Annotated in this window: 13 protein-coding genes; 8 read left to right on the top strand and 5 right to left on the bottom strand. The window is 64.5% G+C overall.

Annotated elements, in window-relative coordinates; all coding sequences use genetic code 11:
• The first annotated feature begins 64 nt into the window (after nucleotides 1-64).
• The gene (locus tag FSZ13_RS17905; RefSeq protein ID WP_145481786.1) at nucleotides 65-1,210 is read left to right on the top strand and encodes a mechanosensitive ion channel family protein; all 1,146 of its coding nucleotides are present in this window, start codon (nucleotides 65-67) and stop codon (nucleotides 1,208-1,210) included.
• 147 nt (nucleotides 1,211-1,357) lie between these two features.
• Here FSZ13_RS17905 and FSZ13_RS17900 read toward each other — a convergent pair whose 3' ends face one another.
• Genes FSZ13_RS17900 through typA form a run of 3 tightly spaced genes read right to left on the bottom strand, consistent with a single transcriptional unit; the run spans nucleotide 1,358 to nucleotide 5,358 of the window.
• Nucleotides 1,358-2,956 (bottom strand): amidase, encoded by a 1,599-nt coding sequence (locus FSZ13_RS17900; protein WP_145481785.1) that lies wholly within the window; start codon nucleotides 2,954-2,956, stop codon nucleotides 1,358-1,360.
• 58 nt (nucleotides 2,957-3,014) lie between these two features.
• The gene (locus FSZ13_RS17895) at nucleotides 3,015-3,500 is read right to left on the bottom strand and encodes a DUF2127 domain-containing protein (RefSeq protein ID WP_145481784.1); all 486 of its coding nucleotides are present in this window, start codon (nucleotides 3,498-3,500) and stop codon (nucleotides 3,015-3,017) included.
• Nucleotides 3,501-3,510: 10 nt separating this feature from the next.
• Nucleotides 3,511-5,358, bottom strand: coding sequence for a translational GTPase TypA (gene typA / locus FSZ13_RS17890; protein WP_145481783.1), 1,848 nt, complete (start codon nucleotides 5,356-5,358; stop codon nucleotides 3,511-3,513).
• A 248-nt stretch (nucleotides 5,359-5,606) separates the two neighbouring features.
• Between typA and FSZ13_RS17885 the strand changes: the two genes are divergently transcribed.
• From FSZ13_RS17885 to prpE, 4 genes are all read left to right on the top strand, one after another.
• Nucleotides 5,607-6,101 carry a peptidylprolyl isomerase gene (locus FSZ13_RS17885; RefSeq protein ID WP_145481782.1) on the top strand — a complete coding sequence of 165 codons (495 nt, stop codon included), beginning with the start codon at nucleotides 5,607-5,609 and terminating at the stop codon, nucleotides 6,099-6,101.
• Between the two features lie 114 nt (nucleotides 6,102-6,215).
• Complete coding sequence (locus FSZ13_RS17880) at nucleotides 6,216-7,202, top strand: malate dehydrogenase (protein WP_145481781.1); 987 nt, start codon at nucleotides 6,216-6,218, stop codon at nucleotides 7,200-7,202.
• Nucleotides 7,203-7,292: 90 nt separating this feature from the next.
• Entirely contained in the window at nucleotides 7,293-7,907 is a 615-nt protein-coding gene (locus FSZ13_RS17875; protein ID WP_145481780.1) for an RluA family pseudouridine synthase, read from the top strand.
• A gap of 90 nt (nucleotides 7,908-7,997) precedes the next feature.
• On the top strand, nucleotides 7,998-9,881 hold the full coding sequence (prpE, locus tag FSZ13_RS17870) for a propionate--CoA ligase (RefSeq protein WP_145481779.1): 1,884 nt from the start codon (nucleotides 7,998-8,000) through the stop codon (nucleotides 9,879-9,881).
• A gap of 404 nt (nucleotides 9,882-10,285) precedes the next feature.
• Here the strand turns inward: prpE and FSZ13_RS17865 are convergent, their stop codons facing one another.
• Nucleotides 10,286-10,480 (bottom strand): Blp family class II bacteriocin, encoded by a 195-nt coding sequence (locus FSZ13_RS17865; RefSeq protein WP_145481778.1) that lies wholly within the window; start codon nucleotides 10,478-10,480, stop codon nucleotides 10,286-10,288.
• A 407-nt stretch (nucleotides 10,481-10,887) separates the two neighbouring features.
• On the opposite strand from FSZ13_RS17865, the gene FSZ13_RS17860 reads away from it, so the two are divergent.
• The 3 genes from FSZ13_RS17860 to FSZ13_RS17850 all read left to right on the top strand — a co-directional run bounded on the left by FSZ13_RS17860 (nucleotide 10,888) and on the right by FSZ13_RS17850 (nucleotide 15,028).
• Complete coding sequence (locus FSZ13_RS17860; RefSeq protein ID WP_145481777.1) at nucleotides 10,888-12,987, top strand: peptidase domain-containing ABC transporter; 2,100 nt, start codon at nucleotides 10,888-10,890, stop codon at nucleotides 12,985-12,987.
• Entirely contained in the window at nucleotides 12,984-14,219 is a 1,236-nt protein-coding gene (locus FSZ13_RS17855; RefSeq protein WP_145481776.1) for an HlyD family secretion protein, read from the top strand. The genes FSZ13_RS17860 and FSZ13_RS17855 overlap by 4 nt, the downstream gene beginning before the upstream one ends.
• 314 nt (nucleotides 14,220-14,533) lie before the next feature.
• On the top strand, nucleotides 14,534-15,028 hold the full coding sequence (locus FSZ13_RS17850) for a hypothetical protein (protein ID WP_145481775.1): 495 nt from the start codon (nucleotides 14,534-14,536) through the stop codon (nucleotides 15,026-15,028).
• A gap of 173 nt (nucleotides 15,029-15,201) precedes the next feature.
• Here FSZ13_RS17850 and FSZ13_RS17845 read toward each other — a convergent pair whose 3' ends face one another.
• Nucleotides 15,202-15,813, bottom strand: coding sequence for a glutathione S-transferase N-terminal domain-containing protein (locus tag FSZ13_RS17845; RefSeq protein ID WP_145481774.1), 612 nt, complete (start codon nucleotides 15,811-15,813; stop codon nucleotides 15,202-15,204).
• Between the last annotated feature and the right edge of the window lies 1 nt (nucleotide 15,814).

The following is a 15,814-nucleotide window of genomic DNA, read 5'->3' as shown; positions in this document are numbered from 1 at the left end:
TACGCTCCGGTCATGTCGTGTCTGGCACGCTAGGGCTCCCTTTGTGATCAACACGGGAGCGTGCATGCACGTGGATTGGCAGATGGCGGCCGCGTATCTGTGGCCGATCGGGATCGCGCTTGCGATCGGTATCAGCGGGTGGTGGGCATTGATGCTGCTCACCCGCCGGCTCAAGGGGCGCGACTACCGCCGCGCGCGCATCGCGCGCGTGATCAGTCGGCCGCTGGCCTTCGCCCTGCCGTTGCTGGTGTTGATCCCGGCACTCGAAGCCACGCCCCTGGAGGGCCGCTGGCTCGACCAGTCGCTGCGCCTCCTGCACATCGGCCTGACCGCGTGCTTCATCTGGCTGCTGGTGCGTGCCGTCGCCGCCGGCGAACAGGCCATCCTGCGCGACAACCCGATGGAAGTGGCCGACAACCTGGCCGCGCGTCGCATCCAGACCCAGACCCGCGTGCTCAGTCGCGTGCTGATGGGCGCGATCATCCTGGTCGGCGCATCGATGGTGCTGCTGACCTTCCCGATGGTGCGCCAGATCGGTACCGCACTGCTGGCCTCGGCCGGCATCATCGGCCTGGTGGCCGGCATCGCGGCCAAGCCCGTATTCGGCAACCTGATCGCCGGCCTGCAGATCGCGCTGACCCAGCCGATCCGGCTGGACGATGTGGTGATCGTCGAAGGCGAGTGGGGGCGGGTGGAAGAGATCGGCAGCAGCTACGTAGTGGTGCGGATCTGGGACGAACGGCGCATGGTGGTGCCGTTGACCTGGTTCATCGAGAACCCGTTCCAGAACTGGACCAGGCGGAGCGCCGACCTGCTGGGCACCGCGTTCCTGTGGCTGGACTACCGCGCCCCGATCGTGGCCATCCGCGCCGAGCTCGAGCGCATCTGCAAAGGCGAAAGCCTGTGGGATGGCCGCGTCTGCGTGACCCAGGTGACCGAAACCAGCGAACACACACTGCAGGTGCGCCTGCTGGTCAGCGCGCGCAATTCCGGCGACGCCTTCGACCTGCGCTGCATCGTGCGCGAGCGCATGCTCGATTTCCTCGCCCGCGAGTACCCGCAGGCGCTGCCGCGCACGCGGGCGGAGATACTGGATCGCCCCGACCCGGCCACCCGCGGTCCGCGGTCGCAGCCGGCCGACGACGTGCGTTCGCCGGGTGCCGAAGATGGTCCGCCGGCAGTGGTGGCGACGGAGGAACCCGTGCGTTGATGCGGCGCACGACCAACGGTCGTGCGCTACCGAGGTATCGGCGACCCATGGCCGTGGGCGATCGACGAGGTCGGCGACCATCGGTCGTGCGCGACCGAAGATGTCGGCGACATGCGGTAGGTGCCGACCGTTGGTCGGTACGCATTGCTACGGCAACGACGCCTCGGTCCCGAACCTGGGCGGCCGCCGGGCCCGCGTGCGCTGCTCGTAGTCGTAGGCCAGTTCGATCAGCCTGGGCTCGCTCCAGGCCGTGCCCATGAACAGCAACCCCAGCGGCAGACCGTTTACGTGCGCCATGGGCACGGTCAGGCTCGGGTAGCCTGCCACCGCGGCGGCGCTGTAATTTCCACCCGGGAAATCATCGCCCTTGCCGGCACGGATCGGCCACGCGGCGCCGGTGGTCGGCGCCACCAGCGCGTCCAGCCGTTCGGCCTTGAGCACCGCGTCGATGCCCTCGGGTCCAGCCAGCCGGCGCGCCTGGGTGCGCGCGGCGATGTACGCCGGGCTGCCCAGTCCGTCGGCCTGCGCGGCGCTTTCCATCAGGTCCTGGCCGAACAGCACCAGCTCCTTGTCGGCATGCGTACGGTTGTAGGCGATGATCGCGTCCAGGTCGCGCACCGGCGCCTGGTGGCGGACCAGGTAGCGCTGCAGGCCGGCCTTGAACTCATGCAGCAGCACCACGCGTTCAGCGTCTTCCCACTGGCCCTGCGTCGGCAGTTCGACCGGCACCACCACCGCACCGGCATCGCGCAGCACGCCGATCGCGTGCTGCAGGGCCGGCGCCACGCCGGGCTGCTGGTCCAGCGGGCCGTGCAGCACGCCGATGCGGGCGCCGCGCAGGCCATCGGGGGTCAGGCGCGCGGTGTAGTCGTATACCGCGCGACCGGGCATGGTCGCGGTGGCCGGGTCCGCATCATCGCGGCCGGCCATCGCGGTCAGCAGCGCGGCGGCGTCGGCCACGCTGCGTGCAATCGGCCCGGCGGTGTCCTGGCTGAAGGAGATCGGCACGATGCCATCGCGGCTGACCAGCCCCACGGTGGGCTTCAGGCCCACCACGCCGTTCATCGCCGCCGGGCAGACGATGCTGCCGTCGGTTTCGGTACCTACCGCCGCCGCGGCCAGGTTCGCTGACACCGCCACCGCGCTGCCGCTGCTGGAACCGCAGGGGCTGTAATTGAGGCGGTAAGGGTTGCGGGTCTGGCCACCGCGTGCGCTCCAGCCGGACACCGACGCGCTTGAGCGGAAGTTGGCCCACTCGCTGAGGTTGGCCTTGCCCAGGATCAGCGCCCCGGCCGCGCGCAGCCGGGTGACCAGGAAGGCATCGTCGGGGCGGAACCCGGTCAGCACCAGCGCGCCGGCACTGGTCCCCATCGGGCGGGCACCGATGTTGTCCTTGAGCAGCAGCGGAATGCCGTGCAGGGGGCCGCGCAGCTGCCCACGGCGGCGTTCGGCATCCAGCGCGGCGGCTTCCTTCAGCGCATCCGGGTTGAGCTCCAGCACCGCGTTGAGGCGCGGTCCGGCACGGTCCAGGCTGGCGATCCGCTCCAGGTAGGCGCGGGTCAGGGTGACGCTGTCCAGCTCGCCCGCGGCCATGGCCGCCTGCAGCTGGGTGATGTCGGTTTCTGCATAGACGAAGGGCGTCCCGGCCGGCGCGGCCGCGTGCGCCTGGTTGAACAGCCGCCCAGGCGAGGGCGTGCAGCCCAGTAGAACCAGGCCCAGTGCAAGCGATGTCAGTGGTACGCGCATCCGTGTATCCCCGGTACCCGCGCTCAGGCTAACCAGCGTCCGCCGCGCTTGGCAACTATCAGGCCAGCGGTGCGGCCGGGCCATGGCGTTTGCGGATGTCGCGGGCGAGCACCCCGACCACGATGAGGTTGATCACCAGCACCGACCACGAGGCCCAGCCCGGGTGGCGGATGATCGCGTAGATGTCGAACGGCAGGTAGATGCCGGCGGTGACGCAGCCCAGCCAGGAGGCCCAGGCCTTGGCGCGCCAGAGGCCCCAGGCCTCGAAAAGATGCAGGATGCCGTAGGCAACCATGGCCGCAGCGGCCAGGTGGACGGCATCAGGGCTGATCATGTTGAGCAGCGAGGGCAGGGTGCCGTGATCCGGGTCCAGGCTGAAACGCCGGATCAGGGCATTGACCCCATCGCGCAGGGGCTGCGGGCCGAGCACTTCCAGCCCGGTCGCAGCCAACAGCGCCAGGACCGCCTTGCTGGCTTCCAGCAAGGCGATCAGGTGAAGCCCCGGATGCCGATGCGGATCCGGGTTGTAGGCAGTGTCGGTCACGAGTGTCCGATCAACCGCCGCGCGACGCCTTCTTGCGGTCGCTTTCGGTCAGGAACTTCTTGCGCAGGCGGATCTCCTTCGGGGTGATCTCGACCAGCTCGTCGTCTTCGATGAAGTCCAGGGCCTGTTCCAGCGAGTACTTGATCGCCGGCGACAGCTGGATCGCATCGTCCTTGCCCGAAGCGCGCATGTTGGTCAGCGGCTTGGTCTTGATCGCGTTGACGGTCAGGTCGTTGTCCTTGGAGTGGATACCGATCAGCTGGCCTTCGTACACGTTGTCGCCTTCAGCAGCGAACAGCTTGCCGCGTTCCTGCAGCGGGCCCAGCGAGTACGCCGGGGTGGCGCCCGGGGCATTGGCGATCATCACGCCGTTGATGCGCTTGGCGATCGCGCCCTGTTCCTTCGGACCGTAGTGGTCGAACACGTGGAACAGCAGGCCCGAACCCTGGGTCAGGGTCTTGAACTCGTTCTGGAAACCGATCAGGCCACGGGCCGGGATCATGTATTCCAGGCGCACGCGGCCCTTGCCGTCCGGCTCCATGTTCTTCAGCGCGCCCTTGCGGGTGCCCAGCTTTTCCATCACGCCGCCCTGGTGGATTTCCTCGATGTCCACCACCAGCTGCTCGATCGGCTCCATGGCCTGGCCGTCGATCTGCTTGATGATCACTTCCGGGCGCGACACGGCCAGTTCATAGCCTTCGCGACGCATGTTCTCGATCAGCACCGACAGGTGCAGTTCGCCACGGCCGGAGACCAGGAACTTGTCGGCGTCTTCCAGCTGTTCGACCTTCAGGGCCACGTTGTGGACCTGTTCGCGGTCCAGGCGGTCCTTGATCTGGCGGCTGGTCAGGAACTTGCCACCGGACAGGTCCTTGTTGCCGGCGAACGGCGAGTTGTTGACCTGGAAGGTCATCGAGATGGTCGGCTCGTCCACGGTCAGCGCCGGCAGCGCTTCGGGGGTGTCCGGGTGGCACAGGGTGTCGGAGATGGTCAGCTCCGGGATGCCGGAGATGGCGACGATGTCACCGGCTTCGGCGCTGTCCTGCTCGATGCGCTCCAGGCCCAGGAAGCCCAGCACCTGCGCGACCTTCCCGTTGCGCTTCTTGCCTTCACGGTCGATGACCGCGACCTGCATGTTCTTCTTCAGGGTGCCGCGCTGGACGCGGCCGATGCCGATCACGCCCACGAAGTTGTTGTAGTCCAGCTGGCTGATGCGCATCTGGAACGGGCCTTCCGGGTCCACTTCCGGCTTCGGCGCGTGCTGCATGATCGCTTCGTACAGCGGGGTCATGTCGCCTTCGCGCACGGTGTCTTCCAGGCCGGCGTAACCGTTCAGGGCCGAGGCGTAGACGATCGGGAAGTCGAGCTGCTCATTGGTGGCGCCGAGCTTGTCGAACAGGTCGAAGACCTGGTCGATCACCCAATCCGGACGCGAACCCGGGCGGTCGACCTTGTTGACCACCACGATCGGCTTGAAGCCCATCGCAAACGCCTTCTGGGTCACGAAGCGGGTCTGCGGCATTGGGCCGTCCATCGCGTCGACCAGGATCAGCACGGTGTCGACCATCGACAGCACGCGCTCCACTTCACCGCCGAAGTCGGCGTGTCCGGGGGTGTCGACGATGTTGATGCGGTTCTTGACGCCGGTGCGCTTGTCTTCCCAGGTGATGGCGGTGTTCTTGGCCAGGATCGTGATGCCACGCTCCTTTTCCTGGTCGTTGCTGTCCATCACGCGCTCGGCGAGCACGGTGCGCTCGGAGAGGGTGCCGGACTGCTTCAGCAGCTGGTCCACAAGGGTGGTCTTACCGTGGTCGACGTGGGCGACGATGGCGATGTTGCGAAGATTTTCGATAGACATGCGAAAGGGGGCCAGTCGGCGCCGGATTTGGAAAAAGAAGTCCAACATTATACGGGCAACGTGACCAAACGCGAAAACTCCCTTTCGCCCATTCAGGTAATGCCGGCCGCTGGGTGGCCCGGGGCTACCTGAGGGCCGGCCAACGGCCGGCGCTACCGGGCGGGTTCGACCATGGTCAGGCGGGCCCGGCGTGGCCCTCCGGTGTATCCTTATGGGCTGACGACAACCCCCGAAAATCAAGGATCCACATGTCCCTCATCGCCACTTTCGACACCACGCAGGGCCCGATCAAGGTCGAGCTGTTCGCCGACAAGGCGCCGCTGACCGTCGCCAACTTCGTGAACCTGGTCCAGAAGGGCTTCTATGACGGCCTCATCTTCCACCGCGTCATCCCCGATTTCATGATCCAGGGCGGCTGCCCGCAGGGTCGTGGTACTGGCGGCCCGGGCTACAAGTTCGAGGACGAGAAGAATGGCGTGAAGCACCAGGTCGGCTCGCTGTCGATGGCCAATGCCGGCCCGAACACCAACGGCAGCCAGTTCTTCATCACCCACATCAAGACCGATTGGCTGGACGGCAAGCACACCGTGTTCGGCCAGGTCCTGGACGGCCAGGCGATCGTCGACTCGGTCAAGCAGGGCGACGTGATCCACTCGATCACCCTGGAAGGCGACACCGACGCCGTGCTGGCCGCCCAGGCCGAGCGCGTGGCCGAGTGGAACAAGCTGATCCCGGCCCAGTAATTCCCTATAACGGCCTCCCTCGACGGGAGGCCGTTTCGCGTTTACGGCCGCCCCGCCAGGTTTCTCCCCGCCCGGTGGCCACTCCCACACCGCTTCTTAGCAGAGGAAATCCCCATGAAAGCACCTGTTCGTGTTGCCGTGACCGGCGCCGCCGGCCAGATCGGCTACGCCCTGCTGTTCCGCATCGCCTCCGGCGAAATGCTGGGCAAGGACCAGCCGGTCATCCTGCAGCTGCTCGAGCTGCCGGTCGACAAGGCCCAGGCCGCGCTGCGCGGCGTGATGATGGAACTGGAAGACTGCGCGTTCCCGCTGCTGGCCGGCATGGTCGGTACCGATGACGCCGAAGTGGCATTCAAGGATGCCGACATCGCCCTGCTGGTCGGCGCGCGTCCGCGCGGCCCGGGCATGGAGCGCAAGGACCTGCTGCTGGAAAACGCCAAGATCTTCACCGCGCAGGGCGCGGCGCTGAACAAGGTGGCCAGCCGCAACGTGAAGGTGCTGGTGGTCGGCAACCCGGCCAACACCAATGCCTACATCGCCATGAAGTCGGCGCCGGACCTGAACCCGCGCAACTTCACCGCCATGCTGCGCCTGGACCACAACCGTGCGCTGAGCCAGCTGTCGTCCAAGCTGGGCAAGCCGGTCGGTGGCATGGAGAAGCTGGTGGTGTGGGGCAACCACAGCCCGACCATGTACCCGGACTACCGCTTCGCCACCGCCGACGGCGCCTCGATCGCCGATGCGATCAACGACCAGGAATGGAACGCCAGCACCTTCATCCCGACCGTGGGCAAGCGCGGCGCGGCGATCATCGAAGCCCGCGGCTCGTCCTCGGCTGCGTCGGCCGCCAACGCAGCCATCGACCACGTGCGCGACTGGGTGCTGGGCAGCAATGGCAAGTGGGTCACCATGGGCGTGCCGTCCGACGGTTCCTACGGCATTCCGGAAGGCGTGATCTTCGGCTTCGCGGTGACCACCGAGAACGGTGAGTACACCCTGGTCAAGGACCTGCCGGTCGACGACTTCAGCCAGAAGTACATCGACAAGACCCTGGCCGAGCTGGAAGAAGAGCGCGCCGGCGTCGCCCACCTGCTGGGCTGACCGCATGCGATGACCAACGGTCATCGCCTACCGCGCATTGGACGGGGACGCTTCGGCGTCCCCGTTTCGCATCCGTCATACCATGGCACCATGATCCAGCTGCACTACATCGATGACGCGCTGCTGGTCGCGGAAAAACCCGCCGGCCTGCTGTCCGTTCCCGGTCGCCTTCCGGAAAACCAGGACTGCGTCATCGCGCGCCTGCAGGCGCTGTATCCCGACGCACTCACCGTGCATCGGCTCGACCAGGTCACCTCCGGACTGCTGCTGCATGCACGCGGCAAGCCCAACGAAGCCGCGCTGTCGGTGCAGTTCCAGCAGCGCCAGGTCGGCAAGCGCTACCTGGCGGTGGTGGAGGGGCTGCTGGATGCCGATGCGGGCGAGGTCGACCTACCGCTGATCGTCGACTGGCCGAACCGTCCGAAGCAGCGCGTGGACCTGCTCGCCGGCAAGCCGGCCCTGACCCGCTGGCAGGTGCTGGCCCGCGACCTCGACGGCCGGCGCACCCGGGTGGAGCTGGAGCCGGTCACCGGGCGCAGCCACCAGTTGCGCCTGCACATGGCCAGCCTGGGCCATCCGATCGTGGGCGACGTGCTGTACGGGGCGGCGCCGGCGGCACGCGTGCACCTGCATGCGTGCCGGTTGCAGTTCATCCATCCGCGGAGCGGGCAGGCCATGCGCTTCGACTCGACGGTGCCGTTCTAGCCCACGGCTGCGCGTACGACCAAGGTCGGACGGCCCGCGGCCCGGCATCGGACTATGCTCGGACCCATGTCTTTGTCTGGGAGGGCTGGCATGCGTTACGAAGAGGTCTACCGCCGATCGATCGAGGAACCCGAAGCCTTCTGGGCCGAGGAAGCGCACCGCATCTACTGGCACGTTCCCCCCGCGCAGGTGCTGGACTACAGCAACCCGCCATTCCGGCGCTGGTACGTCGGCGGCCAGACCAACCTGTGTTACAACGCCGTCGACCGCCACCTGGTCGACCGGCCGGACCAGCTCGCCCTGGTGGCGATCTCCACCGAAACCAACGTCACCCGCGAGATCACCTACCGGGAGCTCTACCGCGAGGTCAACGCCTTTGCCGCGGTGTTGCAGCGGCTGGACGTGCAGCGCGGCGACCGCGTGGTCATCTACATGCCGAACATGGCCGAGGCCGTGTTCGCGATGCTGGCCTGCGCGCGCATCGGCGCGATCCATTCAGTGGTGTTCGGCGGATTCGCCGCGCACAACCTGGCGCTGCGCATCGATGATGCCGCGCCCAAACTGCTGATCGCCGCCGACGCCGGCAAGCGCGGTGGCAAGGTGATTCCGTACAAGGCGATGGTCGACGCCGCCTGCGCCGAAGCGCAGTCGCCGCCGCCGCACGTGCTGATCGTCTCGCGCGGCCTGGACCCGGCCGAACCGAAGGTGCCGGGGCGCGATGTGGACTACGCCACGCTGCGCGAGGAAGTGGGCGACCAGGACGTACCGGTGGTGTGGCTGGAATCCAGCGAACCCAGCTACCTGCTCTACACCTCCGGCACCACCGGCAAGCCCAAGGGCGTGCAGCGCGATGTCGGCGGCTACGCGGTGGCGATGGCGCAGTCGATGGAAACCGTGTTCGACTGCAAGCCTGGCCAGGTGATGTTCTCCACCTCGGACGTGGGCTGGGCGGTGGGGCACTCCTACAATGTGTACGGCCCGCTGATCGGCGGTTGCACCTCGCTGCTGTACGAAGGCCTGCCGACCCACCCGGATCCGGGCATCTGGTGGGCGCTGTGCGAACAGTACGGCGTGCGCACGCTGTTCTCTTCGCCCACCGCGATCCGCGTCCTGAAAAAACACGACGCCGACTTCATCAAGCGCCACGACCTGGCCGCGCTGAAGTACGTGTTCCTGGCCGGCGAACCGCTCGACGAGCCCACCGCGCACTGGATCAACGATGCGCTGGGCAAGCCGATCATCGACAACTACTGGCAGACCGAAACCGGCTGGCCGGCGCTGACCCTGCTGCCGGGCGTGGACCTCAAGCCGGTCCGCTTCGGCTCGCCCGGGTTCCCCAACCTCGGTTACCGCATGAAGGTGATCGACGAGAATACAGGCGAAGAAGTACAGCCCGGGCAGAAGGGCGTGCTGGTGATGGTGCCGCCCCTGCCGCCGGGCTGCATGAGCACGGTGTGGAACGACGACGCGCGTTTCCTGCAGAGCTACTTCAGCCACTTCAAGGAGCTGCTGTACAGCTCGCTGGACTGGGCAATCCGCGATGAGGACGGCTACACCTTCATCCTTGGCCGCACCGACGACGTGATCAACGTCGCCGGGCACCGGCTGGGCACGCGCGAAATCGAGGAGTGCATCGCCGGCCACCCGCTGGTGGCCGAAGCGGCGGTGATCGGGGTCAAGGACGAGCTGAAGGGCCAGGTGCCGCTGGTGTTCGTCACCCTCAGGCAGGCGGTCGACGGCGATGGCAGCGCGGTGGTGGCCGAGATGATGAAGCGCGTGACCGAGACCCTCGGCGCCGTGGCCCGCCCGGCGCACATCCACCTGGTCAACGCCCTGCCCAAGACCCGCTCGGGCAAGCTGCTGCGGCGCTCGCTGCAGGCACTGGCGGAACAGCGCGACCCGGGCGACCTGTCCACCTTGGATGATCCAGGGGCACTGGATGAGATCCGAAGAGCGCTCGGGCGGCAGTCATAGAGCGAGGAAGTAGCGACGCATTCCCATGCATCGCCATGATCCTGAAAGCTGGCTACCTAGAGACGCAGATGATGTGATCCATTCAACGCTGTCGCGAGCCCGCCGTGATAGCTCCATACAGCATTGAAAGGATTGCCACGAATGCTATTCCGAAAGGCGAAAGATAAGTGCCAAGCCAAGTCCATGCCAGCATCACTGCAGATCCCCACGTCACGAAGAAACTAAGTGCATGAACGATCCATCTGATGCTGAAAGTTGGCGCGGTGGAGTGGTCTGTAGTTGGTCTTGCGAGCCTTTCGAACACCAAGGTCGCAAGTATGTGTGCTGGATGCTTCATGAGTGGCTCAAAGCGATGTTGGAATGGTGGCCCGGGAGCGCCGCTCGAATGAGCGGCGCTCCGCAGATTACTTGGCGCTCGTCTGTCGCCTGAAGCCCGTAATGGAGCCTGCGATCAGCCCAACTGCAGCCCCAATTGGGCCGCCCATGATGCCGCCAGCGATGGCACCAACCGCCATATCCCGAAGTTGCTGCCGGTTCCCGCTGTTGTAGATGCCTCCACCCGATACCTGCATCACTTCTTCGTTGCTCATTTCACGCATTGAATTTTTCCTTGTGATCCCCGAATTGGGGGGTTGGAATTTACTCGCTGCGGTGACGGGTCAAGTGTGCGCGACGTCTCAGTTGCTCGCCAGCGAAGGTATGCGCATGCCACATGCGACGCTGTTCGACGTATCGATGCCAATGGTCTGCAGAGAGTAGTTCGTTGTCCAACTTCTGTTTGAAGGCGCCGGCGTGGTAAGCGCAAGTTTCGCGAGCGAGCGAGTCGGCTTGAATGCATGTTTGTGTTTGGACCTGGCGAGGCTTCAGTCCAGCTGTGTGTTGGACGCGACAGCAAATGACCACAAGCGGCCGGAAGCTCGGACAAATGTGGATTTTCGTGATGTCGCTGCTTGTAAGTGAGTATTCGGCGGCGTAGATTCGCGCTCCATTTTTGCAAGGAAGATGCATGGAAGCATTCATTCAATCCGAGGCCGCGGAGTGCGGACTTGCATGCCTTGCTATGGTTGCCACTCACCACGGACATCGAACGCGGCTCAGCGAACTTCGACGTCTCTTTTCCATTTCATTGAACGGCTCTACGTTGGCCCAGGTCATGGAAATTGGTGGGAAAATGGGTCTCGTGTGTCGTCCTCTGCGACTCGACCTCGAGCATATTCGGAATCTGCAGTTGCCGTGCATCCTGCACTGGGATCTAAACCACTTCGTCGTGCTTCGAGCCGTTGGAAGAAAGGTGGTAACCGTCTTCGATCCAGCTGTGGGCGAACGAAAGATGAAGATGGGTGAGTTCTCCAGAAGCTTTACGGGTGTCGCATTGGAGTTGATTCCGGGCGCGGACTTTCGCCGTTCGCGCCGTCCGCCAGCTGTCGCGATTTCCCGACTTACCGGAAAGGTGGGTGGGTTGCGGCGCGCAATCGGTCTGATTCTGATTCTTTCGCTGGCTCTGCAGGTGTTCGTGCTGATGGCGCCCTTCTTCATTCAGTGGGTTGTGGATCAAGTACTGGTCGCGGCGGACCGCGATCTGCTCACCGTGCTCTGCCTTGGTTTTGGTCTTGCGCTCGTTCTTCAGCTGGGCATTGGGGCGGTTAGAGGTTGGGCGGTTATCCATCTATCCAGTCGCCTTGGGGTGCAATGGACCGGAAATGTGTTTTTCCATCTCATTCGGCTGCCCATGGAGTTCTACGGAAAGCGCCACCTTGGAGACATCAGTTCGCGAATGGGTAGTGTGCAGGCGATTCAACACACGCTGACGACTAGCTTCATAGAGGCCATTGTCGACGGCCTAATGGCTCTGGTCACCTTGGCAATGATGCTGCTGTATAGCTGGAAGTTGGCGCTGGTGACGTCGCTGGCCGTTGGGCTGTACCTGCTCCTGCGCACCGTAGCATTCCGTGAGCTCCGAGATGGATCGGAACGGCAGCTCGTGGCGGCCGCTCACCAGCAGAGCCATCTTCTCGAGTCTATTCGAGGGGCTCAGTCGATAAAGCTTGCAGGGCGAGAGACGCTTCGGCGATGCGGCTACTTCAACCTCGTGAATGAGACCGTCAATCATGACGTGCGGCTGGCGCGCCTCGGACTCGCATTTGGAAGTGCGAATCAGATGATATTCGGCGTCGAGCGGCTTGTGGTTGTCTGGATCGGGGCGGCGCTGGCGATGCAGAACGTGTTTTCGGTCGGCATGCTCATCGCCTATCTGGCATATAAGGATCAATTTTCCAAACGTATCGCTGGCCTCATTGACAGATGGGTGGAATTCAGAATGCTGCGACTGCACGCTGAACGATTGTCGGACATAGTGCTGACGGAGCCAGAAGCTGGTCATGACCTCAAACCACGAGAGCCCTTGCCCGCAGTCTTGCGCATCGAGGTGCGCGGGCTGGGATTTCGCTACTCGTCGAGTGATCCATGGGTAATTCGCAATTGTAATCTGGTAGTTGAGCCTGGAGAGTCAATCGCTATAGTTGGCGCCTCTGGCTGCGGAAAGACCACGCTGCTGAAGTTGCTGCTGGGTTTGCTTCTGCCAACTGAGGGTGAGATCTGGGTTGGAGGCAGGCCTCTGACGCGGATCGGCATGGACGAGTACCGGCGCGTCATCGGTGCTGTCATGCAGGATGATCAATTGTTCGCGGGATGCATTAGTGACAACATTGCCTTCGCGGAAGACGGTCCGGACGAAGTGCGCGTTCAGGAAGTCGCGAAGTTAGCCGAAGTGCACGACGACATTTCCGCATTGCCAATGGGTTACCACAGCCTTATTGGTGACATGGGTACCAGCTTATCGGGTGGTCAGAAGCAGCGTGTGATGCTTGCTAGGGCGTTGTATCGGCGCCCTCGATTGCTGTTCCTGGACGAGGCTACGAGTCATCTCGACGTGGAGCGCGAGCGGCTGGTTAATGACGCAGTCCGGGGACTGGGGCTAACATGCGTGATCATTGCACACCGGCCGGAGACAATCGCCAGTGCCGATCGAGTACTGGTGATGCGTTCCGGTGAAATCATTCAGGAGCTGAGGACCGGAAGCTCCTTTGATGAGTGTGTACTGGCATGAACGGACTGTTCCGTCGTGAGGCTGTCGAGGCAAAGCGGGCTAGCTGGCTGGGCGGTATTGCGCTGGCGCAACCTGTGCGGCTATGGGTGTTGGCCATTCTCGGGGGCATTGCCGCAGCCACAGTTTTGGGTTTCATAGCGTTTGGCGATTACACGCGCAGGTCGCGGGTATCTGGAGTGCTGGTGCCGGATCTTGGCCTTTCAACTGTGTTTGCGCCATCGTCGGGCATAGTTGCGGCACTGTATGCGCAGGAAGGGGATCGCGTTGAGCGTGAGGCATCGCTTCTTCTTTTCCAGTCTCCTCGCGTCACGGCTGCTGGAGATGATGCGTTGAAGGAAATGCGCAGTGGCCAGCACCTGCGGTTAGATAGCCATAAGGCTCTGCAGGACTCTCAGGACCAGCAATTTCGAGTGCAGCAGTCGGGAATATGGAAGCAGCGTAACGCTCTGATTCGTGAGATTTCTCAGATTGAGCGCGAGGTCCGCACACGTGGCGAGCAGGTCCGCATCGCCCGTGAAACTTTACAGCGCTATCGGCTGGTGGCGGATCAGCAGTACGTGAGCTTGGTTCAACGAGACGAGCAGGAGCAGGCCGTGCTCGAGCTGCTCAATGCCAAACAAGCACTGCAGCGGCAGGAAGCCTCTATGCGACGGAACCTCATGCAGTTGGAGCAGGCTTTGGCGGAGGTTCCAGAGGCACGTCGTGCGGCTCGAGCTGCAGCCGCGCGCGAAGAGGCTGCACTTAGACAGGAGGCGGTGCAGATTGAGGCGCAGGGCGAGTTGCTGCTGCGCGCCCCTGTTGCTGGTCTTGTTGCAAGTCATCTCGTCGAAGCGGGACGGTCAGTGCAAGCGGGACAGCCAATACTCACCTTGCTGCCGAGAGGTTCCTCGTTGCGGGCACAGTTGCTTGTACCAAGCGCTGCTGTGGGGTTCGTCAAACCTGGCGATCGTGTGCTGTTGCGATATCAGGCTTACCCTTACCAGAGGTTCGGAAGTCACGAGGGAGTCGTCGTACTGGTTTCCCATAGCGCTCTCTCGACCGATAGTGGACCAGGGGATCCGGTATATCGGGTGATAGTCTCGCTAAACCGTCAGAGCGTACTCGCGTATGGAAAGCCTGAAGCGCTCAAGCCGGGGATGAGGCTTGAGGCTGACATCATGGGAGAGCGGCGCCGAATCTATGAGTGGATATTAGAGCCGCTGTACTCGTTGACAGGGAGAATTGGCAGCTGATCCACCGCGGTTGAGCGATGTACGGTTTACCTCCTACCCGCGCTGATCCGGACCCTGATTCAAGAGGCGGCACGCCTCTGCCGGGCCGCAGGGCCGCGGTCCTGGCCGTCGAGGGGCCGCTCCGCGGCCGCTGGCGGCGGATGCTGCAGTGCGTTACAGGCCGGGGGGCGGCTCGGGTAAGCTGGGCGGGTTATCGTTGCAGGACGCGGGATGCGCCGGGGATGGCGCGCGCGGGCAACGAACGCAAGGGGGCGCAGGGGCTGCCGCGATGTCAGGCGATCCTGCGTGCAGCAAAGGCAACAGGGGAAACAAACATGGCGTACATCCATGCCAAGACGGCCGCTGGCCGTCAGGAAATCGAAGACCGCGCGCGCCGGCTGCTGCCGGGGCTGCGCTCCATCCTGCTGATGGTCGATGGTCAGCGCGATGACAATGAATTGACCGCGATGCTGCCCGGGCTGCGCGCGCCGGACGACGCGCTGGCACAGCTGCAGGAGATGGGGCTGATCGAGATCGTCGGCGGTGCGTTGGCACCGGCGGCGCCGCGCGCGCTGACCGCCGGGCGCGAACAGGACCCGGCGCTGTACAAGCAGCTGTATGACTGGATGAGCGAATCGGTGCGCAGGCACCTTGGCCTGAAGGGTTACTTCATGCAGCTCAAGATCGAACGCTGCACCGACGCGGCCGGGCTGGAGAAACTGTGGCCGGAAATGGCCGCCGCGGTGTCCAAGGCCAAGAGCCCGGCGCTGGCCAACCGCTGGCTCGAAGAGACCCGCGCCCTGCTCAGCAGCCAGCCCGAAGCGGTCTGACCGCCATCGGGAAAACGTAGAGCCACGCCCTGCGTGGCTGCGCGATGCCGGGCGAAGCGCCAGCCGGGCAGAGCCCGGCTCTACGCCATTCGCTGAAACGCCAGCCGGGCAGAGCCCGGCTCTACGCCATGCGCTGAAGCGCAAGCCGGGCAGAGCCCGGCTCTACGCCATTCTCAGTGCAGGCCTTCGGCCTTCAGGGCCGCCTGCACGCCGGCATCGGCTTCCATGCGGGTCTTGAACGCGGCCAGGTTGTCCAGGCCGCTCAGGTCGATCTTTGCGCCCGCCGCCCAGCGCAGGGTGATGTAGAAGTACGGGTCGGCGTAGCTGCGGAAGCCGGCCAGCCAGGGCTTGTCGGCGAGCTGGCGGTTGGCGGTTTCGAACAGGCCGCGCAGGCGCTTGCGTGCTGCATCGCGCACCGCATCGTACTGGCCTTCATCATCGATGAAGCGGCCCGGTCCGAACAGGGGGGTGAATGCGGGATGCAGGTCCGAATTCACGAAGGCAAGCCAGCGGTTGGCTTCGGCGCGCTGCTGCGGACTGCCGTCGCCGGCAAGGCCGGCCTGCGGAAAGCTGTCGGCGATGTAGCCCATGATCGCCGCGTTCTGGGTCAGCACGAAGCTGCCGTCGACGATCGCCGGCACCGCGCCGCTTGGATTGATCGCCAGGTAGGCCGGGGCCTTCATGGTGTCCTTGTCGAGCAGTTCGACCTCGAACGGCTGACCGGTCCACTGCAGGGCGATATGGTCGGCGGTGGAACAGGCACCGGGCTTGCTGTACAGCTTCATG

Origin of the sequence: Stenotrophomonas rhizophila (genome assembly GCF_007667275.1) — a bacterium.
Classification (GTDB): domain Bacteria; phylum Pseudomonadota; class Gammaproteobacteria; order Xanthomonadales; family Xanthomonadaceae; genus Stenotrophomonas; species Stenotrophomonas maltophilia_AE.
This window is presented reverse-complemented; position numbering and strand designations above follow the sequence as displayed.